The 22117-nt window shown below is 65.2% G+C and carries 18 protein-coding genes and 1 tRNA gene; 6 read left to right on the top strand and 13 right to left on the bottom strand.

Annotated features, from left to right (window positions below; translation table 11 throughout):
* The first annotated feature begins 2 nt into the window (after positions 1-2).
* Positions 3-368, top strand: coding sequence for a hypothetical protein (locus ACSQ1X_RS14525; RefSeq protein ID WP_436058165.1), 366 nt, complete (start codon positions 3-5; stop codon positions 366-368).
* Here ACSQ1X_RS14525 and ACSQ1X_RS14530 read toward each other — a convergent pair.
* The 6 genes from ACSQ1X_RS14530 to galU all read right to left on the bottom strand — a co-directional run bounded on the left by ACSQ1X_RS14530 (position 349) and on the right by galU (position 5972).
* Positions 349-1188, bottom strand: coding sequence for a S1 family peptidase (locus tag ACSQ1X_RS14530; RefSeq protein WP_436058166.1), 840 nt, complete (start codon positions 1186-1188; stop codon positions 349-351). The genes ACSQ1X_RS14525 and ACSQ1X_RS14530 overlap by 20 nt on opposite strands.
* Before the next feature lie 179 nt (positions 1189-1367).
* Positions 1368-2960, bottom strand: coding sequence for an ABC-F family ATP-binding cassette domain-containing protein (locus ACSQ1X_RS14535; RefSeq protein WP_436058167.1), 1593 nt, complete (start codon positions 2958-2960; stop codon positions 1368-1370).
* 104 nt (positions 2961-3064) lie between these two features.
* Positions 3065-3137 (bottom strand) — tRNA-Ala (locus ACSQ1X_RS14540).
* A gap of 204 nt (positions 3138-3341) precedes the next feature.
* Positions 3342-4298: a hypothetical protein gene (locus ACSQ1X_RS14545; RefSeq protein ID WP_436058168.1), complete on the bottom strand. Its 957-nt coding sequence runs from the start codon at positions 4296-4298 to the stop codon at positions 3342-3344.
* Between the two features lie 144 nt (positions 4299-4442).
* Positions 4443-5060: a GNAT family N-acetyltransferase gene (locus tag ACSQ1X_RS14550; RefSeq protein ID WP_055796909.1), complete on the bottom strand. Its 618-nt coding sequence runs from the start codon at positions 5058-5060 to the stop codon at positions 4443-4445.
* A gap of 6 nt (positions 5061-5066) precedes the next feature.
* Positions 5067-5972: a UTP--glucose-1-phosphate uridylyltransferase GalU gene (gene galU, locus ACSQ1X_RS14555; RefSeq protein ID WP_436058169.1), complete on the bottom strand. Its 906-nt coding sequence runs from the start codon at positions 5970-5972 to the stop codon at positions 5067-5069.
* A 112-nt stretch (positions 5973-6084) separates the two neighbouring features.
* Between galU and ACSQ1X_RS14560 the strand changes: the two genes are divergently transcribed.
* From ACSQ1X_RS14560 to cpaB, 3 genes are all read left to right on the top strand, one after another.
* Complete coding sequence (locus ACSQ1X_RS14560; RefSeq protein ID WP_436058170.1) at positions 6085-6681, top strand: 5-formyltetrahydrofolate cyclo-ligase; 597 nt, start codon at positions 6085-6087, stop codon at positions 6679-6681.
* 138 nt (positions 6682-6819) lie between these two features.
* A complete protein-coding gene (locus ACSQ1X_RS14565) occupies positions 6820-7059 on the top strand; it encodes an FmdB family zinc ribbon protein (RefSeq protein ID WP_055796912.1) in 240 nt (79 codons plus the stop codon).
* Between the two features lie 144 nt (positions 7060-7203).
* Positions 7204-7932, top strand: a complete 729-nt coding sequence (cpaB, locus tag ACSQ1X_RS14570) for a Flp pilus assembly protein CpaB (protein ID WP_436058171.1) — start codon at positions 7204-7206, stop codon at positions 7930-7932.
* Between the two features lie 38 nt (positions 7933-7970).
* On the opposite strand, the gene ACSQ1X_RS14575 is transcribed toward cpaB, so the two are convergent.
* From ACSQ1X_RS14575 to ACSQ1X_RS14605, 7 genes are all read right to left on the bottom strand, one after another.
* Positions 7971-12251, bottom strand: coding sequence for an AAA family ATPase (locus ACSQ1X_RS14575; RefSeq protein WP_436058172.1), 4281 nt, complete (start codon positions 12249-12251; stop codon positions 7971-7973).
* A gap of 130 nt (positions 12252-12381) precedes the next feature.
* Positions 12382-13971, bottom strand: coding sequence for a glutamine-hydrolyzing GMP synthase (gene guaA, locus ACSQ1X_RS14580; RefSeq protein WP_436058173.1), 1590 nt, complete (start codon positions 13969-13971; stop codon positions 12382-12384).
* A gap of 97 nt (positions 13972-14068) precedes the next feature.
* Positions 14069-14596, bottom strand: a complete 528-nt coding sequence (locus ACSQ1X_RS14585; protein ID WP_055796919.1) for a DUF3817 domain-containing protein — start codon at positions 14594-14596, stop codon at positions 14069-14071.
* Entirely contained in the window at positions 14593-15474 is an 882-nt protein-coding gene (locus tag ACSQ1X_RS14590) for an SURF1 family protein (protein WP_436058174.1), read from the bottom strand. The genes ACSQ1X_RS14585 and ACSQ1X_RS14590 overlap by 4 nt, the downstream gene beginning before the upstream one ends.
* Before the next feature lie 126 nt (positions 15475-15600).
* The gene (locus ACSQ1X_RS14595) at positions 15601-16089 is read right to left on the bottom strand and encodes a PTS sugar transporter subunit IIA (RefSeq protein WP_055796925.1); all 489 of its coding nucleotides are present in this window, start codon (positions 16087-16089) and stop codon (positions 15601-15603) included.
* A 51-nt stretch (positions 16090-16140) separates the two neighbouring features.
* Positions 16141-17892: a glycerol-3-phosphate dehydrogenase/oxidase gene (locus ACSQ1X_RS14600; protein WP_436058175.1), complete on the bottom strand. Its 1752-nt coding sequence runs from the start codon at positions 17890-17892 to the stop codon at positions 16141-16143.
* Between the two features lie 144 nt (positions 17893-18036).
* Positions 18037-19173, bottom strand: a complete 1137-nt coding sequence (locus ACSQ1X_RS14605; protein WP_055796931.1) for a GuaB3 family IMP dehydrogenase-related protein — start codon at positions 19171-19173, stop codon at positions 18037-18039.
* Between the two features lie 218 nt (positions 19174-19391).
* On the opposite strand from ACSQ1X_RS14605, the gene ACSQ1X_RS14610 reads away from it, so the two are divergent.
* Complete coding sequence (locus tag ACSQ1X_RS14610; protein ID WP_436058176.1) at positions 19392-21320, top strand: S8 family serine peptidase; 1929 nt, start codon at positions 19392-19394, stop codon at positions 21318-21320.
* Positions 21321-21558: 238 nt separating this feature from the next.
* A complete protein-coding gene (locus ACSQ1X_RS14615) occupies positions 21559-22116 on the top strand; it encodes a hypothetical protein (RefSeq protein ID WP_436058177.1) in 558 nt (185 codons plus the stop codon).
* The last annotated feature ends 1 nt before the right edge of the window (position 22117 follow it).

Below are 22117 nucleotides of genomic sequence, written 5' to 3' on the forward strand. Positions count from 1 at the left end.
CCATGGCTGATGCATTTTCCTCCCTCGTGGAGGCATTCAGGAACGTAGGTGTGGCGAGGGCTTACGGCGCTCCGGTGCTGGTCGGCGGTGAGGAACTCGTTCCCGTGGCGCTGGTGTCCTTCGGGTTCGGTGGGGGCAGTGACTCCGGCACCGCTGGCGCAGGCAGTTCCACAGGCGCTGGCGGTGCGGAAGGCGGCGGAGGCGGCGGCTTCGTCCTCCCGCTGGGCGCCTACACGAAGAACGCGCAGGGCACGGTGGTGTTCCGCGCCAACACGCTCGCCGTTCTGCTGGGGCTGGTTCCGGTGGTGTGTGCTGTGGGAATGTCGGTTCGCGGCGTCCTCAAGACGGTCAGCGCAGGCCGGCGGTAGCCTTGATCCAGTCCAGCTCGTACGGAACCGAGGCTGACAGGTTCAGGTAGGCCGGGGACGGCGGCAGTTCGATGGCGTTCGTTACACCCACCAACTTCTGTTCACCGTGGTCGGACCAGATGACGGGACCACCGCTGTCGCCACGGTTGGCTGTGGTGTGCGGCGAAAACGTGCAGAACTGCCAGGGTCCCGCAATGTCCGGGCAAGACTCTGCAGGGACTGCCGTGAGCTGGGTTTCCATAAGCCGGCGCGCCGGGTCGCACGGTTCTGCAGCATTGAACGGGTCCCCGGTGCAGCCGTAGCCGGCCACGGTCACTTCCGCCCCGACGGGAGCCGGCGTGGAGGCGAGTTCAATGGTGGGCTCGGAGACGGCAGACTGCAGGAAGAGCAGGGCAATGTCGTCCTTGATCAGCGCGGGGTTGTAGTGCGGCGAGGCAACGGCACTTGCCACCCCGACGGTGTATGCGGAGCGTTTCTGGCCGAAGTGGAATGTCACGTCGATGGCGGACGGGCTGCGTCCGTTGTTGCTGATGCAGTGCGCCGCCGTGACCACAGTGTCCTTCTTGATCAGGGACCCGGTACAGGAAGCAATTCCTTCCGGGTAGGCCAGCTGGACCTTGACGGCCCACGCATAGGTGTCCGAGTCCGCCCTGCTCCCGTTGTAAACGGCTTGGGCCGGCGTGCCCGTTGCGGCGGTGAGGGCTGCCGCAACAAGAGCCGACAGCAGCCGCGCCACGACGCGCCGGTGCCGCCGTTCGGAAACTGGGTGAGATATTCCGCCGTCGCGGGGCGTGGTCTGCGGTGGGATTCTGTTGCGCATGAGGTTGCTCCTCATCATTGCCTGAAGCTATTCGCGGATGTGGTGAAGGAACCGTGACTAACCCAGGTCCCCGGAGATCACACATCTGCCCCCAGTCGCAGCACCATAACTCTGCTCCTCCCCGCAAGCGGCCGTCAAGCGCGATTGGATGCGGGCGGTCAGGTACCGGGCGGTGACGGCTACGCTGCCCGCACCTCGACTTCCCCGGGCAGTGCCGCGTCGGCACCGAAGACCAGGTAGCGGTTGGCGATCTTTTCACTGAAGAACCGATCATGGCTGACCACCACCACGGCACCGGGAAAATGCATCAGCGCCCGTTCCATGACCTGGGTGCTGGACAGGTCCAGGTGGTTGGTGGGTTCATCCAGCAACAGGACCGACGCGCCGGACAGCAGGCACTGTGCCATCGCGACGCGGGCTTTCTGGCCGCCGGAGAGATTCCCGATTTTCTGCTTGAGATCCGCTTCGGAAAACTGGAACATCGCCAGGAACCGGTTGACAGACTTCCTGGTGGCGCTGAAAGCCAGGCTGTCCGGCAGGGCGTTGACTGCGTGCGAAACGGTGTCGGCGTCGTCGAGCTCTTCAAGCATCCGGTTGTAGGACACGAAACCGGGGCCTTTTGCCCAGGAGACAACGCCGGCGTCTGCTTCTTCCTCGCCCGTCAGCACTTTCAGGAGGGTGGATTTGCCGCTGCCGTTCGCGCCGAGCACGACGATCCGGTTCCCGCGCCTGATTTCGAAGCCAAGGTCGTTGAAGAGTGCTTTGTCTCCGTAGGACTTGGCCAGCCCCTCCACCCGGCAGAGGACGTCCTTGACGTGCAGGCCGCCGTAGATCTCGGTGACGATCTGGTCCACCGGGCGGGGTGTACGTGATTTCTTGATCTTGGCCAGTTGGTTTCCCAACCCGCGGCTGGCGGCCTTGGTGGCCTCGCGGCGGTCGGCGATCCCTTCAGCCTCGAAGGCCAGCAGTTCGGATTCGTGCACAAACTGCTGTTCCAGGGATTTGAGGCGGAATTGCTTCTGCACGATGTATTCGCCGAAGTTGCCCGGGTACTCGTGCAGGTGGAAGTTTTCCACTTCGATGATCCGGGTGACGACGGCGTCGAGGAACTTCCGGTCGTGCGAGACGATGACTGCTGCACCCTTGAAGTCCCGGAACCAGCTTTCAAGCCATTCGACGCCGGCCACATCCAGGAAGTTGGTGGGCTCATCCAGCAGCAGCACATCCGGATCCTCAAGGAGGATCTTTGCCAGCGCGGCCCGGTTGCGCCAGCCGCCGGACAGTTCGTCAATGGCGCACACCCTGTGGGCGTCGCTGAAGCCCAGCGTCGTCAGGACCTTGTCGATCCGCCGGGGGTAGTCCCAGCCGTCGAGGCGGTCCATGTCTTCGAAAAGTTCGGCCTGCCGGGCGATCAGCCGGTCAAGTTCTGCGCCGGCCGGGTCCCCGCCGATGGCCGAATCGATAGACGCCAGTTCAGCTTCCACTGCCTTGATGTCAGAGAACAGCCCATCCAGGACGTCTGTGATGGTTGATTCCCCGTTCAGTTCGGAGAACTGCGAAAAGTAGCCGATCCTTGTTCCCGGATCCACAGTGACGGTTCCGGACTCCGGGGAAATCCGGTCAAGGATCAGTTGGAGCATGGTGGTCTTACCGGAACCGTTCTTGCCGATGAGCCCCACCCTGTCACCCGGTTCGAGGCGGAAGTATGCCTCGCGCAAAATCTGGGTGTTATCGAATCGCACGCTGACGTCATGCAGCCGGACAAGGCTCATTGCTGCTGTCCTCTCGAGGGGTGGTTCGTGGGCGCGTGTTGCCGGACCGGCAATAAGAAAGCTCCCTGATCCGGCGCTGGCGCCGGATCAGGGAGCTTATTCTGTGGAGCTAAGGGGATTCGAACCCCTGACCTCTTCGATGCGAACGAAGCGCTCTACCAACTGAGCTATAGCCCCGGGCCGCTGCCATACCCTCGGAAACTCCGGGAACAGGCAAACCGGTGTCCCTAGGCTACAAACTATCGGCGCGCTTCGCCAGCCAGCTCCCGAATGTCTCACTTCCATAGCGGTGCTCGGGAACCAGGTCCCGGCCACGATGCGCGTGGCCTGGGCATAAGAAAGCCCCGGGCAGCAACCGGCTGCCCGGGGCGAAGAGGCTGGTTAGGCGCGGCGGCGCTGCAGGACGTCGTCCAGGTTGCTCAGGGCGCTCTGAGCCTTGGTCAGGGTCTTGGGAGCGCTTCCGCTGGCCGCCGGGGCGGCGGCCGGGCCCTGCTTGAGGGACGGTTTGCCCACGGCTTTCGGAGCTTCGGGCAGGTCCAGCGGCTCCGGGGCAGCCCGTTCTGCCTTGGCAGCTTCCACGTAGGTGGGCTTGGGAACGTCCACAGGCTCCCATTTGGCGTCCGTGTTGACGGCCGACCCTGGTGCGGCGGCAGTCCTCAGGGCGGTGTCGCCCGAGGCCCTGGCTTCGGCGAGGGCAGCTTCACGCAGTTCCTGGGCCGTCAGCGGCTTAACCTTTGGTTTGTTTCCCGCTTCGGCGTCGAAAAGTGGGCTTTCCGGGGCGTCCACGGCCGGTTCCCGGCTGGGACGCGGTACGGCTACCCGCATCTGCCGCTCCGGGGCAGTCATGGCTGCCGCGTTCATTCTGGCGCGCCGGTCCCGCACCGCCAGCCGCCGGAGCCAGACGACGGACGCTACAGCAGCCAAGAAGGCCCCGACAGGCAACCAGGACGAGCCCATCCCGAACATGAGGAAGATGCCTGCCACGAACCCGGTGAGCAGGGACACGAGCCCCACCAGCGCGAGCGCACATCGTCCGTACCGGATCCTCAGTGCGCCCGGGCGCGCCGTCACCGCACCCGGGCCGGCGGCGGGTGTCCGGGATCCCTGCGCGGATCCGGTGGCCTGCTTGGTTTCCATTGAGTTCTCCTGCTGGGCGGCCATTTTCATGACGTTTCCGGCTTGGGGGTCTGCGGGTTCGGCGAAGTTGATTTCGGACATCAGCTCGGCTGCGGGCTGGAGCTGATGCTGGCGGTTTCTCAGAACATACGGGGCCACCCACACAATCCAGAGCGCGACAGCGACAACAAGGATCACTGAGCTGCTAAGGGGGAAGTCCACATTCAAAACCGTATGAGTAATTGGCCGACAGCTCTGGCATTAGCTCCGGTGTGTCGCAGGGCAGCTGGCAATTCAATGGATTTATGACGGAAAACACAGGAGAACAACCTCGGGGGTGACTCCGGCAGCGGGCCAGCGTGTTGGTCAGGCCGGGCGGCTTCTCAACCACCTGGCCAGCAGCCCTTCGGGAACTTCCTCGGACGTCAGGGCGAACGAGCGGTGGTCCGCCCATTGGCCGTTGATGTGCAGGAACCGAGGCCGGTAGCCTTCGTCCCGGAAACCCAGCTTCTCCACAACCCGGAGGCTGGGCCCGTTTTCAGGCCGGATATTGATTTCCATCCGGTGCAGGCCGAGGCTGCCAAAGCAGTAGTCAGTGGCCATCGCAACAGCCGTGGGAGCAATTCCCCGGCCGGCACAGGACTTGTCCACCCAGTATCCAAGTGTGGCCATCATCGCCGATCCCCAGATGATGGACGACACCGTCAGTTGTCCAACGATGACTGGATCCCGACGGCCCGGAACACGCTCCGTGATCACGAAAGGCAGCGCCGTGGCCTGCGCAGCCTGGGCATTGAGGGACCTGACCATCTGCCGGTAGTCCGGCAGAGCCCCTCCGGGGGCCGGGTTCGAGGCCTCCCAGGGAGCCAGCCATTCAGAATTGCGGGAACGGACCGCCATCCATTCCTTGCGGTCCCGGTACCGGATGGGGCGCAGCACAATGTCGCCGCATTCCAGCGTCGCCGGCCAGATGCTGCCCCGCATGGGACGTTACTTGGCGAGGGAAGAGGTGAATTCCGGCAGCCACTCGCGCAGCCCGGGGCCGAGGTCGTCGCTGTCGCAGGCCAGCTGGACGCAGGCCTTGAGGTAGCTGAGCTTGTCGCCTGTGTCGTAGCGGCGGCCGCGGAACACCACACCGTAGACGCCGTATCCTTCGCCGTCCCCTGCAGCAAGTTCCTGGAGGGCGTCCGTCAGTTGGATTTCCCCGCCCCTGCCCGGTTCGGTGCGTTCGAGGACATCGAAGACCGCGGGGTGGAGGACGTAACGGCCGATGACGGCCAGGTTGGACGGTGCTTCGGCGGCGTCGGGCTTTTCCACGAGCTTCCGGATCCGTACGAAACCGTTCATGTCGGTTTCGTCGATGTCGGCACAACCGTACGCACTGATCTGGGATGGTTCCACTTCAATCAGCGCGACCACCGAGCCGCCGGTCTTGGCCTGGACTTCGATCATCTTGCTGAGCAGTTCGTCCCGCGCATCGATCAGGTCATCGCCCAGAAGCACCGCGAAGGGTTCGTATCCGACATGCTGCTTGGCGCGCAACACTGCGTGGCCGAGGCCCATGGGGTCGCCCTGGCGGACGTAGTGGATATCGCCGAGGTTGCTGGCGGCCTGGATGGCTTCGAGCTTGGTGGTGTCGCCCTTTGCTTCGAGGGTCGCCTCCAGCGACGGGACCCGGTCGAAGTGGTCTTCGAGGGCGCGTTTGTTCCGGCCGGTGATCATCAGGATGTCGGTGAGGCCAACGCTGACGGCCTCTTCGACGACGTACTGGATCGCGGGCTTGTCCACGACCGGCAGCATTTCCTTGGGCATGGCCTTGGTGGCCGGTAGGAACCTGGTGCCGAGTCCCGCAGCAGGAATGACAGCCTTGCGGACGGAAGTATTGGTGGTAGTCACTGGACTAATCTAGCGTCAGGGACCAAACATTGGGTAATTGCACTAACCGCCCGGGATGGCCTTTACCAGGGTCTCCGCAGGCGGGCCTCCTGACATGGAAGGACGGGCGTTGATGCCATCCAAGGACGAGATCCGCTCAGCCCACCGAATCCGGCGCGCAACAGTCCCTCCCGTCGGCCTTGAAGCCGCCGGGGCCGGTATCGCCCGTCACGGACTTCAGTGGGCCACCATGGTTGCCGCCGGTGAACGAAGCACTTTTGCCGTGTATCTGGGCGTGGGATTCGAGCCCCCCACGTTGCCGCTCATTGCCGCGCTTCACGGAACAGGGCACCGCGTTCTGCTGCCGGTCTGCCGCCCGGACCGCTCCCTCTCCTGGGTCTACTGGACCCCGGCGACCGACTTCGTCCGCAGCAGTTACGCCCCCATCGACGAGCCCGTCGGAGAACAGCACGGCATCGAGGCCATGCGCGACGCGGCCGGGATCTTCGTCCCCGCCACAGCAGTGGACCTGTCGGGTAACCGGATCGGACAGGGTGGGGGCTACTACGACAAGTTCCTCGCCGGTCTCGAACATGAGGGCCTGCCGGTGCCCGCGGCTGCGGTGGTCTTTGACGACGAAGTCCTTCCGGCCGGCAGCATCCCCGCCGAATCCTTCGACCGCAAAATCCCGGTGGCAGTCACACCGTCACGCCTCGCGCAGCTGATGTGAAGCCGGCTCGCAGCGGATGATAGAATTGGCACTCAGGCCCTGCGACTGCTAAGGGAAGGAACCTGCCGAGGAACAATCGGCGGTGATTCCTGCCAGGCAGCACGGGACCTGCTCGTTTGTCCCAGAGGAGGATTACCAGTGCCCACGTATGCATACGCCTGCAAGGACTGCAGCCACGCCTTCGAGATTGTGCAGTCGTTTACCGACAGCTCGCTCACCTCCTGCCCCGAATGTGAGGGGACCCTGCGCAAGAAGTTCAACAGCGTCGGCGTCGTCTTCAAGGGTTCCGGCTTCTACCGGACCGACTCACGCGACAGCAAGGGCAGCAGCGTCTCTCCCGCTCCGGCGGCCGTTCCCGCAGCCGCAGCCGCAAGCTGACTTAAACTCGGCGTCCGCTGCCGAATCTCGCGCAAAGCGCGAAGGGTGCCGGTCCGCTACTCATGGTGCGCTGCCGATGTCGGTTTTCCACATACGGCGTCCCCGGGCTGTCGCCGCGACGCGGCGCCTCCGTAGCCTCAAGGCATGCCATCCACCTTCCGCACCAACGGACGTTCATCGCCGCGGCAGAGCTTTCGGTCCGGACAGCCCGGCCGCCAGCGGCCGTCCGGCCTGCGACGCTTTCCGTCATGGTTCAACCGCCATCGCAGGCTGGTCGTCGCGCTTCTGCTGTGCGCCGCTGCCGGCATTTCCGTCCAGCAACTGACACCGGCACCCGCCCACACCGTCACTGCGCTGGCCTCCGCCCGTGACCTTCCCGCTGGAACCGCCCTCTCAAGCAATGAAGTGGTGCTGGTCGAGGTGCCACCAGGGATGATGCCCGCGGGGAGCTACGCTGACACCGCCGCCATTGTGGGCAAGCAGCTGGCTGCACCGCTGCGCAAAGGCCAGCTGATCTCCGATACGCAGTTGCTCGGGCCGGGCCTGCTGGCCGGCACTCCCCCGGGATCGGCCGCCGTGCCCCTGAGAATGGCGGACCCTTCGTCCATCCAGCTCGTGGCACCCGGCCAGCTCGTCAACATCGTCATGACGAACGGCACCGACTACGGCAAAGCAGCCGAATCGCAGGTGCTGGCGGCCTCGGTGCCCGTGCTCTGGACGTCCGGGCAGGGCGGGCAAACCGGACAATGGCTGGGCACCGGCGAAACCGAGGGGCTCATCGTGGTTGCAGCGGATCCGGACCAGGCGCGCCGGCTCGCCGGCTCCTCAACGCAGGGCAAACTCTTCTTCGTCATGGTGGGAGCACCGGGCTAGCTGCGCTCGGACCGGCACGCTCCCCTGCCTACGGGAAGTCACCCCCAGTGCGGCGGTTTCTGTTCCTGCAGCCAGGCATCATGGTCGTAGTCGGAGCCCTGATCGCCCCAGCGCTTCGGGTCATCCTCGGAGGCCTTGTTGGGCAGCACTCCTGAAGGAACGCCGGCGCCGGCCGTCTGCGGGGTCCTGTCGGGCGCTACCCTCTCGGGCGCTATCCTGCCAGGCACCGAATTGTCCGCCTCACGGTGCGTAGCCCCGTGGCTATCCGCTGCGCTGTTGTTCATGTCCATGCCGTTGTCCTTGATACTTTCCACTGCCTTGGTGCGGGTCCTGAAGGACTCCTCCGGCTCGGTGCCGCCCTGTTCCAAGGATACCGAGTGCCGGTCCGGAGCGGCGGATTCGCCGGAAGCGCCCGGCTCTCCGCTGCCACCGTTGCCGGAGTCGCCGCTGCCGGAATCGGCTTCCTCTGCGGCCCCGCTGCGCCGGTCGGCGCTGTTCAGGGTCAGGTTGTCCACGTCGTCCTCGAAGAACGCCTGCGAGGAGGACGTGAAGCCGGTGACAGCCGGCTTCTCCAGCCCCAGGTAACCGCCGATCCGGTCGGCGCAAGCGGACGGGTCCGTAAACACCTCGATGGTCCACAAGGGCATGTAGCGCCAGCCCAGTCGTTCCAGCAGCTGAGGGCGGAGCCTGCTCCGTTCACGGACGCTCATCCGCCGGTACTGCTCGGTTCCGTCGGACTCGATGGCCACCGGCCGGGGGATGTCGGCTTCGTCATGGCCGATGGAATGCACCGGGTCCGCGGCCGCGGCCACGTCAAGCACACCGTCGTATTGGTGCCAGACCCGTGCTCCCCGGGCACGCAGCCTGTCACCCAGGTCTGCCACCAGGGGGTCGGCCCCGAGTGCCTGCTCGCTCGCTGCGGCGCGGGACGCCGGCGTCCCCAGATCAGTGTTGCCGGCTATCTCGCGGTTGAGCAGTTCATAGAAGTCGAGGGCGCCGTGGCTGAGGCGGGTGACGTCCAGGTCCTCCGGCTTGAAGCACGTCAGCACATGCAGGGAGCGCCGGGCACGGGTCATGGCGAGTGCGAATTTCGCCCGGCCGCCCTCGGCGGACAACGGACCGAAATTGTGCAGCGCGCGGCCGTGCGGCGTCCGGCCATAACCCGGCGAGAAGATCACGTGGTCCCGGACCAGGCCCTGGGCCCGTTCCAGGTCCACCACACGGAAGGATTCGGGTCCCGCGCTGAAGAAGCTCGCCAGCAGCGGGTAGTTGGGCAGTTGAAGGCGGATGGCCTCGCCGATCCGGGCGGCATGGCGGAGGCTGGCCGTGACCACTGCGAGGGAGGTCCGCGGGCGCAGGCGTGCATGCTCAAATACGAGGCCCACCACCCGGTTCACCTCGGCCACGGCGGATTCAACGCCTTCCTGGTCGGCGCTCGGAAGTCCGGTGCCATCCGGCAGGTATTCCACGAGCAACGCACGGTCAAGCCCGGTGGCCGTCTGTCCCTCAGGGAGCCGGTGAAGGCGGCCGTCGTAGAAACTCTTGCTCAGCTGCAGCACGAGCTCCTCGTCAACTGCCCTGTAGGCGGAGGTCAGACGCCGGGTCGGCAGCACCGCGGACAAGGCCGTGTAGGCACTCTCGACCGCCTGATGGGCCGTCTCGCCGGCAGCCAGCCGCTCGACGCCCACCGTGAAGGTTCGTGGGCTTGCGATTTTGTCGTCGCCAAAGGCAATGACCTGCCTGGCCCGGGCGATGGCCGGAAGGACAGCCTGGAGGGAGGTCGCTTCGGCATCGAGGATGACCACGGCGTCGAACTTCTGCTGCGCCGGCAGCAGTCCGGTCATGAGGTAGGGGCTCACGGACCACACGGGAACCAGCATGGGAACCAGTGCCGGGGCCTGCGCCGTGAGGGCGGCCAACGTGACCCGGCCGTCCTTCAGGAGGCTCCGGAGCAGGTCCGCCTGCCGCGGGTTCTCGGCAATACCGGCGCGCCACCGCTCTGACAGCGTCCACCGCAGCCGGGCAGCCCCGCTGGCGATATGGGCATTGTCCGCCAAACGGTATTCGGCTTCGAGCTGGCGAAGGGCGTCGCCGTCGGACATCGCCAGGTAGTCGTCGCCGCTGATCATTGCTTCAAGGGCCGACTGCCACCAGGCAAGTTCCAGCTCCGATGCAACGGATTCCGCGGGCACTTCGCGATCTGCCAGGTCTGCGAGCAGTTCCCCGAGCCCGTGCTCGCGCATGTTCTCGATGAGCAGCGTGCGCTCCGGGAGGGTCTTGAGCGTCCGGGTGTCAGCTACAAGCCGCTCCAGGCGTTCCATCAATTCCTCGTACGGAGTGTTCTGGAGGTCCCCGCCTGCTGCCGTATGCTTCACGGCAGCCCCCAGCTGGGCCAGCTCGCGCTCCAGGCTGCGGTACATCACGTTCACTTCGCCAAGGCCGGAAGGCACTGCCGGATGACGCTGGGTGGTGGCGTAGTCCGCCCAAAGCGCCCGCTGCTCCTGGACAAGCACCAAGGAGCTGTGGAGGTCGGCAATGTGCACGCCGGGACGGACATATTCCTTGGCTACGCGGCGGAGGCGCGAACGCTGCATGGACGGCATCTCGATGTTGCGTTCGCGGCGCCACGGGGAGGTGGCGGTCGCGGAGATGAGGTCATGGACCGGCCGGTCGAAGATGTCCGGGGTGAATTTGTCCAGGCTCTCCCTGACCGCCATCAGCAACTCGAGCTGGGCGCCCCATTCGGAGAAGGTCGCACCGAGGCGGATCTGTGCGTGCTCGGCTACTTCGTTCATCCGGTGACGCAGCACGGGGAGGTTCTTCTCAACCGAACGCGCAACTTCCTGCGCTTCCTCGGTTTCCTTGCGGGTCAGGAGCCGCGCGCCGTGCCAGGGGCTGGCAGTTGCGGCCCGGCTGAAACTGCCCAGTTCGGCCGCGCGGTGAAGGCGGCCGGCCAGTTCCTCACGGTCACGAATGTTGTCGAGGACACTTCGCTTGAGGCGCACTGTGGTGGCGGGAGCGGGCTGGATGGACGTCAGCTCAGCAAGCGACTGCATGGCCTGATAGGGCGAGCAGCCCCAGCGCTGCCGGACGTTGTGCAGCGAGTCCACATGGTCCATGAGGGCGTGGCGGTGCTCCGCAAGGGTGGTATGCAGGTTTTCCAGCTGGGGCTGAAGGGACTTTTCGTTCCGCATAATGGACCGCACCAGCTGTCCCTTGAGCTGCAGCGGCGTGACCGTTCCGGACAGCGCAAACAGGATGGACTCCAGGCCCAGCGTCTCAAGCTGGGCCCCGATCTCGCTGAGGCTGGCGCGCCGGTCACCCACCACAAGGACAGTCTTGCCTTCGTCCACCAGGGCACCGATGGTGTTGATGGCGGTCTGGGTCTGGCCCGTTCCCGGCGGGCTGCTGACAAGGAGGGAGTCCCCGGCACGCACGGCGTCCACCACGTACTGCTGGTCCGAGTCGGCGTCGAGAAGCAGCAGTTCCTGGGCCGGGTCCCGCTGGTCGATGTCCTGGAAGCGGTCCTCCGCCAATTCGGGCACGTCCACGGCCTCGCCGGCGGCGGCGCGGGCCAGGGCAGCGACGAGGGCGTTGTTCTGGTTGATCCACGGGTCCTCGAGGTTCCCGGACAGGTCCGCGAACGTTGACACGAGCAGGTTGTGCTCCACCTCGGCCCCGTGGATGGGTTTGATGAGCGTGCCCAGTCGGTCCAGGACCGGCAGGGGGTCGAACCGGGCCGTGCTGTAGGCCATCCGGGTCACAGCGTTTACGTCGAAAACAATGCCGTGGATGGTCTTCAGGTGCCGGATGAGCGCCGGGTTGATCTGCGCCTGCTCGGTCAACTGGAGTTCGTAGTCGTCCTCGCCCGGACGGACGGTCAGCGAAATGGCGGTGAGCATCACCGGGGCGGACACCCGCTGCGGCTTTCCGCCCACAGCCGACGTCCAGGACACCGTGCCGGCCGAAAAATATCCGGCGTCGATGCCACGGTCGTTGCTGAGCTCGAAAATCTTGGAGCGGAGGTTGCGCGATGCCCGGGCAGCCACCACGTACTGGTCATGGTCGCGGATCAGCGTGGACAGGCGCGTACGCCGCCCCGCCATGAGCTGCGCAAGTCCGGACGGATGCGCATGCGTGAGGTCGATGGAGCCTTCCGGGGTCTTGGTGAAACGAAGCATTGTGTCTGCTCCGGTGACCGGCTTAAGCCCGGACAGCCACTTCCTGAGCTCCTCGGAGCCCTCTGGGAGGCCTTGACCAACTGACACTACTGCCTTCTTTTCTGCGCTTGCACGTGACGCCCTGGACCATACCGGCATACTTTCGAGCGTAGCCCGAATCAGGGCCCAGTGAGAGTCCGCAACACTGGAGCGGGCCAAAATTGAGCCGGATTTAGCGAGAATAAAGCAACGTGGCCGGCCTCATCGCTGAGACCGGCCACTCACACTGCTATTCCCACTCGATGGTTCCCGGCGGCTTGCTGGTCACGTCGAGCACTACACGGTTGACGCCTTCCACCTCATTGGTGATGCGGTTTGAGATTTTCGCCAGCAGGTCGTACGGAAGCCGTGACCAGTCGGCAGTCATGGCGTCTTCGGACGACACGGGACGGAGGACGATCGGGTGGCCGTAGGTACGGCCGTCACCCATGACGCCGACGCTGCGGACGTCCGCCAGCAGCACTACCGGCATCTGCCATACCTCGTTGTCCAGGCCGGCTGCGGTCAGCTCGGCGCGGGCGATGGCATCAGCCTTGCGCAGCAGGTCAAGGCGTTCCTTGGTCACTTCGCCGACGATGCGGATGCCGAGTCCCGGGCCGGGGAAAGGCTGGCGGCCGACGATTTCCTGCGGCAGTCCGAGCTGGGCGCCCACGGCGCGGACCTCGTCCTTGAACAGTGCACGCAGCGGCTCAACAAGTTCGAACTGCAGGTCTTCCGGCAGGCCGCCCACGTTGTGGTGGCTCTTGATGTTCGCAGCACCCTCTCCGCCGCCGGATTCGACGACGTCGGGGTACAGGGTGCCCTGGACGAGGAACTTGATCTTTTCGCCGTGCGCAGCGGCTTCGGCGATGATGGCCAGTTCGGCTTCTTCGAAGGCGCGAATGAACTCGCGGCCGATGATCTTGCGCTTGGTCTCCGGATCGCTGACCCCGGCCAGTGCCGCCTGGAACCGCTCCTGCTCGTTCGCAACGTAGAGCTTGACGCCCGTGGCTGCCACGAAGTCGCGCTCAACCTGCTCGGCCTCGCCCTCGCGCAGCAGACCGTGGTCCACGAACACGCAGGTCAGCTGGTCGCCCACGGCACGCTGGACCAGGGCAGCCGCGACAGCCGAATCCACGCCGCCGGAAAGGCCGCAAATGACCCTGGCGTCGCCGATCTGCTTGCGGATGCGGTCCACCTGTTCCTCGAGGATGTTCCCCGTGGTCCAGTTCGGTTCCAGCTTGGCGCCCTTGAACAGGAAGTTCTCGAGCACCTGCTGGCCATATGCCGAGTGCTTCACCTCGGGGTGCCACTGCACGCCGTAGAGGCATTTCTCTTCGTTGGCGAAGGCGGCAACTTCGGCGCCCGCCGTCGTCGCGAGCACTTCGAAGCCCTCAGGCGCCTCGTGCACGGAGTCACCGTGGCTCATCCACGTGTTCTGGTGCTGCGGCATTCCTTCGAGGACCGAGCGGCCCTCACCCAGGATGGTGGTTAGCGTGGAACCGTACTCACGCAGTCCGGTCTTGTCGACCTTTCCGCCCAGGGCGTTGGCCATGGCCTGGAAGCCGTAGCAAATGCCAAAGACGGGGATCCCGGCTTCAAAGAGGTCGGCACCCACACTTGGAGCACCTTCCGCGTAGACGCTGGAAGGGCCGCCCGAAAGGATGATGGCAGCGGGGTTCTTAGCCAGGAGCTGCTCGGTGCCGTACGTGTGCGGAACCACTTCCGAGTACACGTTCGCTTCCCGGACGCGGCGGGCAATCAGCTGCGCGTACTGGGCACCGTAGTCAACAACCAGCACCGGCTTCTGGGAAGTCTGGGATGCAGTGGGAGTAGTCACCGTCCTAGACTACTTGGGCGCTTGCCCGGTCGCACGTTGAGACGGCTGTCCGCGGCGTAAAACCACCCCGGCGTTAGGGATCTCACACCGGCGCGGGTCAGTAGCGCTTGGATGCCTGGGGATTCGCTGCGAGTTCCGCTTCCACCTCTGCGTGGAACTTCTTCTCCACAAAGAAGGACAGGAACGGAACCACACCGCCCAGTGCGAGGATGATCAGTTTCGCGAACGGCCACCGCATCAGCGACCACAGGCGGAAGTTGGACATCAAGTACACGACGTACATCCAGCCGTGCACAATGAGCACCGCCACGGAGAGGTTCACTCCCCCGAGGACGCCCTGCGGCTCGGCATCGGCGAACCCGAAGCCAAACGGCTGGCCCGTCACCGCGTTGGTTCCGCCGGCGAACAGGTACTGGCCGAAGGCGTACCGCGCAACCAGTTCGGCGCAGAGCAGCAGCAGCATCCCGCCCGTCATGTAGGCCAGGACCTTGTAGAACTTGAGCGCGGACCGGATCTGGGCTTCTGTCCCGCCGAACCTGCGCTTCTTCACGGTGCCCGTTTTTGCGGTGCCTGCTCCGCTGGTCTCGGTAGGCTGTGGCTGGATGGCCGGCTTGGGATCGATCATGGCTGTACCTTTTGTTCAGACGGGCTGGAATTTTCTGGTGTGCCGGCGCGGGGCTCCGCCGGCGGGGGCTCGACGTCGGCGTCCGCGTCGTGTTCGTCGTCGAGCTCGTCTTCAAGGTCGCGGCGGTAGTCGTCCTTCACCATGCGCCACCAGATGAACAACGCGAAGCCCGCGAAAACGATCCACTCCACGGAGTAGAACAGGTTGAGCCAGTTCACTTGCTGGGCCGGGGGCTGCGGACCGATACGCAATGGTTTCAGCTCACTGCTGACAGCCGCGGGGCTGACGTCGGAGCCTCCGGTTATCTCGGAAGTAGCTGCCACAAACCCCGGATAGCTGCTGATTTCCCAGGCATTGATCAGTTCCGCTACGGATACTGCCGTGGCGCGTCCGGGTTCGGGGGCGGTGTTCGGCAGCGGAGCTTCGGACGGCAGGAGCCGTCCGGTCAGTTCAATAGTTCCCGACGGCGGCGCGCCGGCTTCATCGGGGTCGGCCACCCATCCGCGGGCCACAGGGATCCACGTTTGGGGCGATGCCCCGGCGCCGTTGAGGACGGGGGCGTCCTGGACCGAAAACGCCGACACCACCCAGTAACCCGTGGCGCCGTCGTAAAGTCGTCCCGGGACCAGCACCTGCTTGTCGGGATCGTAGGCTCCTTTGGCGGTGACCATTTGGTCCGCCACGGAGCCATGGAAAAAGTCACCCGGCTGCAGCACCGCGGTGAGCGGCTTGCTCTCTTCGGTCCCGGTCGAAACGGGAGCTTCCGGCTGGGTTGACCGGCCGAATTGCCACTGGCTTAGCAGCACAAAAACCCCTGAAATGACGATCGCAAACACCAGGCCTGCGATCCAGCGGGGTTTGAGGGCAGTTTTCAACACACATTAACCGTACTTCGTCCTTGTGTAGAACAACGAACCGCAGGTTGCGCGAGCGGACACTTGAGGCCCCTCGGAGCGGGGCCTCAAGTGTACGTTCGCGCAGTTTTGGGCAGCCTGCCCCACTTGCTAGTGGTCGAAGAACACCAGGCTGGAGTTGATGAGTTCGGCGATCACTTCGGGGTCGTAGGCCCGGCGAAGGGATTCCCGGAACGACTCCTTGGACAGCGAGCGGGCCAGCGTGGCAAGTACTTCAAGGTGGTCCGAGAAGGAACTTGCCGGCGTCGCAATCAACAGGATCACCGTTGCCGGCCCGTCGGCGGCCCCGAAGTCCAGGGCCCGTCCGTACTTGGTGATGCCAACGGCAATCGAGGTCCGGGACACGAACTCGCTGCGGGCATGCGGCAGTCCGACTCCGCCGGGCAGGCCCGTTGCCAGCTGGTGCTCCCGGGCATTGACGTGCTTCAGGAAGCCGTCGAGGTCCGAGACGCGCCCGGCCGCGTAGAGCCGTTCGGCAAGCTGGGTCGCTGCATCCGTCTTGTCCTTGGCATCAAGCTCAAGAATCACCATTTCCGGTGTGGTGAGTTCGGCATCGTACCGGTCCAGTGGTTCCGCCAAGAGTTGTCCCTTCAGTGAGGCAGGAGGCGCGGGTCAGGCATCCGCCTTGTGTCAGCGCAGCGGGACGATGTCCTCCACACCCAGGCGCGCGGCGTCGGCAGATTCATCGTCGGGCTGCTCCTGGCTCAGCCGTTCAGCTTCCACCCGGGCAAGGTAATGCTTGATTTCGCTTTCGCGCTGCGCATCGCTCCAGCCAAGAATTTCTCCCATCAGCTTAGCGACTACCGGGACAGCGGACACACCCCGGTCCCAGGACTCGATGGAAATACGCGTCCTGCGTGTCAAAACGTCGTGTACATGACGCGCGCCTTCGTGTGTGGCCGCATAGACTGCCTCGGCCTGCAGGTAGTCGTCGGCGCCCGGCAGCGGTTCAGCCAGGGCCGGGTTCTCCTTGATGAGCGCCAGGACCTCCGTGGCCATCGATCCATAGCGGTTGAGCAGGTGCTCAATCCGGGCAACGTGCACGCCGTACTCTTCGGCCGTCCGGTTCCGGCGGTTCCACGCCGCCTTGAACCCGCTGGCACCCAGCAGCGGAATCGTATCGGTGCAGCTGGGGGCTACACGTTCGTCCATGCTCCTCGTTGCTTCATCGACGGCGTCCTTGGCCATGACGCGGTACGTGGTCCATTTTCCGCCCGCCACCACGACAAGGCCCGGCACCGGGTGGGCCACCACATGCTCGCGGGACAGCTTGGCGGTTGAGTCGTTCTCCCCGGCAAGCAGCGGACGCAGCCCGGCGTAGACGCCTTCCACGTCCTCCCTGGTCAACGGCCGCTTCAGCACCTTGTTGACGTGTTCAAGGATGTAATCGATGTCCTTGCTGGATGCTGCCGGGTGCGCCTTGTCCAGGTGCCAGTCGGTGTCCGTGGTGCCGATGATCCAGTGCCGGCCCCACGGAATGACGAACAACACCGATTTCTCGGTCCGCAGGATCAGCCCGACGGTGGACTGGAACCGGTCGCGCGGGACCACGAGGTGGATGCCCTTGGACGCACGCACCTTCAACTGCCCGCGGTCCGTCACCATGGCCTGGGTTTCATCGGTCCACACGCCGGTGGCGTTGATGACCTGTTTGGCCCGGATACTGAAAGTGGAGCCGTCCTCGCGGTTGACCACCTTGGCGCCCACCACCCGCTCGCCTTCTCGCAGGAAGTCAACCACAGCTGTCTGGTTGACCGCATGGGCGCCGTAGTACGCCGCTGTACGGATGAGGTTGGCCACGTATTTGGCGTCGTCGACCTGGCCGTCGTAGTAGCGGATGGACCCGACGAAGGCGTCGTCCTTCAAGCTGGGCGCAGCACGCAGCGTCCCGCGGCGGCTCAGGTGCTTGTGGAAGGGCACGCCCCGCTGGTGGCCGCTGGAGATGGACATGACGTCGTAGAGGGCAATTCCGGCGCCGACATAGGGCCGCTCCAGGAAAGGCCTGGTCAGGGGGTAGAGGAAAGGAACCGGCCGGGCCAAGTGGGGGGCGATCTCCGACAGCAGCAGGCCGCGTTCATGAAGCGCTTCCTTGACCAGCCCGAAGTCCAGCATCTCGAGGTAGCGCAGGCCACCGTGAATGAGCTTGGAGGAGCGCGAGGACGTGCCCGCCGCCCAGTCGCTGGCCTCCACGATTCCCACGCTCAGGCCGCGGGTCACGGCATCCAGGGCTGCGCCGGTGCCCACGATGCCACCGCCGACGATGAGGATGTCGAGTTCCTTGCCCGGCTCCATTGTTGCCTTGAGCGCCGCCAGCGACGCCTCCCGGGCTGCGGGGCCGAGCGCCCCTTGGGCAAAGGACGAACCTCCGGAAGAACTGTTCATTTCACGCCTCCATCCGCATCAAACCTCGTAGTTCACCAGACTACTTCCTAGGCATGCGGATGGGCAGGCCCCGCTGGGGGCGCTATGGGTACCGGCCCCGGGGCCCCGGGACCGGCACCATAGTGCCGTCAGCAGGATGGTGCGTCAGTTTCCCGAGTAGGGGGATACGACGACGTCGACCCGCTGGAATTCCTTCAGGTCCGAATAGCCGGTGGTGGCCATCGAGCGGCGAAGCGCGCCGATCAGGTTGGACGTGCCGTTGGTGTGGTGGCCGGGACCGAAGAGGACCTCCTCGAGGGGACCGACGGTTCCGACGTTGACCCTGTCGCCGCGCGGGAGCTCCAGGTGGTGGGCCTCCTGGCCCCAGTGCCAGCCCTTGCCCGGCGCCTCTTCGGCGCGGGCAAGCGCACTGCCGAGCATAACGGCGTCAGCACCCATGGCGATGGCCTTGACGATATCGCCGGAGGATCCCATGCCGCCGTCGGCAATGACGTGGACATAACGGCCGCCGGACTCGTCCATGTAGTCACGGCGGGCGGCAGCGACGTCGGAGATGGCGGAGGCCATCGGCGAATGGATGCCCAGCGCCCGGCGGGTGGTGGTGGTGGCACCGCCGCCGAAGCCCACCAGCACACCGGCAGCGCCGGTGCGCATCAGGTGCAGCGCGGGCGTGTAGCCGGCAGCGCCGCCCACGATCACGGGGACGTCGAGCTCGTAAATGAACTGCTTGAGGTTCAGCGGCTCGTGGTCCTTGGAGACGTGCTCGGCGGAAACGGTGGTGCCCCGGATGACGAAAATGTCCACGCCGGCGGCGACGACGGTTTTGTAGTGTTCCTGGGTGCGCTGTGGCGTGAGCGAACCTGCAACGGTCACGCCGGCTGCGCGGATTTCGGCCAGGCGGGAGGTGATCAGCTCCGGCTGGATGGGCGCCTGGTACAGCTCCTGCATCCGTCGGGTGACGGCGGGGCTGTTGGTCTCGTCCTCCAGTGCCCCGATCTGGTCGAGGACGGACTGGGGGTCCTCATACCGGGTCCACAGCCCTTCCAGGTCCAGCACGCCCAGTCCGCCGAGGCGGCCCAGCGCAATGGCGGTCTCGGGCGACATCGCTGAATCCATGGGAGCCGCAATGACGGGCATGTCGAACTTGTAGGCATCTATCTGCCACGCGACCGAGACGTCCTTGGGATCACGCGTCCGACGGTTGGGGACGATCGCGATGTCATCCAGGGAGTAGGCACGACGCCCACGCTTGCCACGGCCAATCTCAATCTCATAAGTCACGTGACCACTTTACTTGACCACGCGGGATACGGCGGGGCGACTCCCGCGACGCCCCCTTGAAACTGATAGTCCACACTTTATTGACCACTTTTGTCAACTGTTTACAAGCTTAGAAAATACGCTTACGTTTACTCTCGGTTACCACCTGATCCATTACGTGACCATCCATCACTCCATCATCCGGGCCACCCTGTGCCCGATCCGAGAAAGAAGATCCCTTGGGAAGATCAGCTAGCGCATCCATCAGGCGCCACCGCATCCTGGCCCTGTCGCTCGCCGCAGCAGTCGGCACCCTGGCCTTCGCCAGTTCACCGGTCTTCGCCACGACCGAAGCCGGGGACGGGTCGGCACCCGCGCCAGCCGCGGTCCAGAGTTCTCCGGTGCAGGACGTGGTTGCCGGCGAGGCCTATACGAAGTTCATCGTGGACTACAAGGAGAGTGCGGCGAATGCCACACCGAACGGCCGCGCCAACGCCTGGGGCAAGGCCGCCAAGTCACAGGGCGTGACAGTGAAGGAAGTCCGCACCCTGGCCACCGGCGGAACGCTGATCGAGGCGGACAAGGCCCTGTCCGGGCAGACCGCCGAGGACTTCATGGCCGAAATTGCCGCGTCGGGCTCAGTCGAATCCGTCGAGCCTGACGCCCGGATGGCCGTGGCGCTCACGCCCAACGATCCGCGGTACGGCGAACAGTGGGACCTCACCGCCACGAACGGTATGCGTATTCCCGGCGCGTGGGACGTTGCAACCGGAACCGGTGTGACGGTGGCCGTAATCGACACCGGCATCACCGCCCACCCCGACCTGGATGCGAATGTGCTCCCCGGTTATGACTTTGTCTCGGACGCCACCGCGGCACGGGACGGGAACGGACGGGACGCCTCCGCCCAGGACCAGGGCGACTGGTACACCGCCGGCGAGTGCGGCCAGACGACGGCCGGCAACAGTTCCTGGCACGGAACGCACGTCGCCGGCACTGTGGCCGCGGTGACGGGCAACGCCACCGGAGTGGCCGGCGTCGCTCCTAACGCCAAAGTGGTGCCGGTCCGCGTGCTGGCAAAGTGCGGCGGTTCCCTCTCTGACATTGCCGATGCAATCATCTGGTCTGCAGGCGGCACCGTCTCGGGCATCCCGGCCAACGCCAACCCTGCCAAGGTCATCAACATGAGCCTGGGCGGTTCCGGCGCTTGCGGCAGCACCTACCAGGCGGCCATCGACTCGGCCGTCTCGCGCGGGGCAACGGTGGTGGTGGCGGCCGGAAACAGCAACCAGGATGCTTCCGGTTTCCGTCCCGCCAACTGCACCAGCGTTGTGAGCGTGGCCGCAAGCAATCCGAGTGGCACCCTCTCCTACTACTCAAACTACGGCGCCTCGGTTGACCTGACAGCGCCGGGCGGCGACGTCAGGGTTACCGGCGGAGGAATCCTGTCCACCATCAACACCGGCACCACCACACCGTCCTCCGCGGGCTACGCCAACTACCAGGGCACGTCCATGGCCGCTCCGCACGTGGCCGGGCTCGCCGCGCTGATGAAATCCAAGACGTCCTCACTCACCCCGGCCCAGGTTGAATCCACCCTCAAGCAGGGAACCCGGGCCATGCCTGGCGGCTGCACCACTGGCTGCGGCGCGGGACTCTCGGACGCGACCAAGACCATGGGCCTGCTGGGCGGGACCACTCCCCCGCCGTCGGGCAACCTCCTGCTGAACCCGGGTTTCGAAGAGGGCGCAGTTTCCTGGACCTCCGACCACGCCGACACGTTTGAGACCGGCACGAATGCCCGGACGGGTTCCCGTTTCGCGGGACTCAACGGCTGGGGCCAGGCAACCTCCTACAAGCTCGACCAGGCATTCGCAGTCCCTTCCACCGTGTCTGCCGCGTCGCTGTCCTTTTACCTGAAAGTACAGTCGGACGAAACCACAGCCAGTTCGGCCTATGACACCCTGAAAGTCCAAGTGATCAGCGGCGGCACCACCACCACACTGGCCACGTACTCCAACCTCAACGAGTCCACCGGCTATGTCCAGAAGCAGCTTGATCTTTCCGCCTACAAGGGGACGAGCGTGACCCTGCGCTTCCTGGGCGTCGAGGATTCATCGCTGTCGACGTATTTCTTCCTTGATGACACGTCGGTGACCACCTCCTAGCCCCCACCCGGGAACCAGTAGTGAGGGAACCGCCGGCCGCGGAATCTTGCGCCGCCGGCGGTTCCTGCGTGAAATACCCCGGACTGGCCGTCTGGTACTGCCGTCAGACGCCGATAACGAACTCCGGGGACAAGTCCCCATCGCGTGGCGTCGGATCGTGGAATAGTTTGAACTGACACATCGCAGGCGGGTATCACCGGCAGGAACAATTGGGGGGAAACTATGGCGCCAGGCCTTTATGGTGCTGACATCGAACAGCTTCGGGCACGGTCAACTCGCCTTCGAGCCGGGACCCGGCACGCGATTCACCCGCCGGGCGCTGGGGCTGGCGGACCTTCCCGACGACCACGACCTGGTCCGGGCCGGTGTCGGCACGGACCACGACCTGGTCCGGGCCGGTGTCGGCACCCTGAACGTCAGGGATACCGCCTCGGTTGATGGTGAGAAGATCAGCCTTCACGGCCCCGCCCGCCACCTCGCCCGGGTCTTCAGCTCCGCAACGCTGTGGTTCGACATCACCAGGGTTGGGCCGGACGCGGTGGCGCCGGCTTACATAGCAGACTCCCCGGTTGGCCGGGTGGCACTCTTCCTGCGTCCCCTGAGTGAGTACGTGTGCCTGCCAATGAATGACGGCGCGGCGGAGCCTGCCATCGCAAACATTAAGGTTCTCGAAAACGGTGTCCTCCAGCTGGCCGCACCGCCGCTCGACGACAGCGGCCAGCTGACGGTGCGGGATCTTGCGGCCGGGGAACAGCCCGGGGCGGCAGTCCGCGCGCTCCTGTCGGTGCCGGCATGAC

This window comes from Arthrobacter sp. LjRoot78 (assembly GCF_964254335.1).
Taxonomy (GTDB): Bacteria; Actinomycetota; Actinomycetes; order Actinomycetales; family Micrococcaceae; genus Arthrobacter.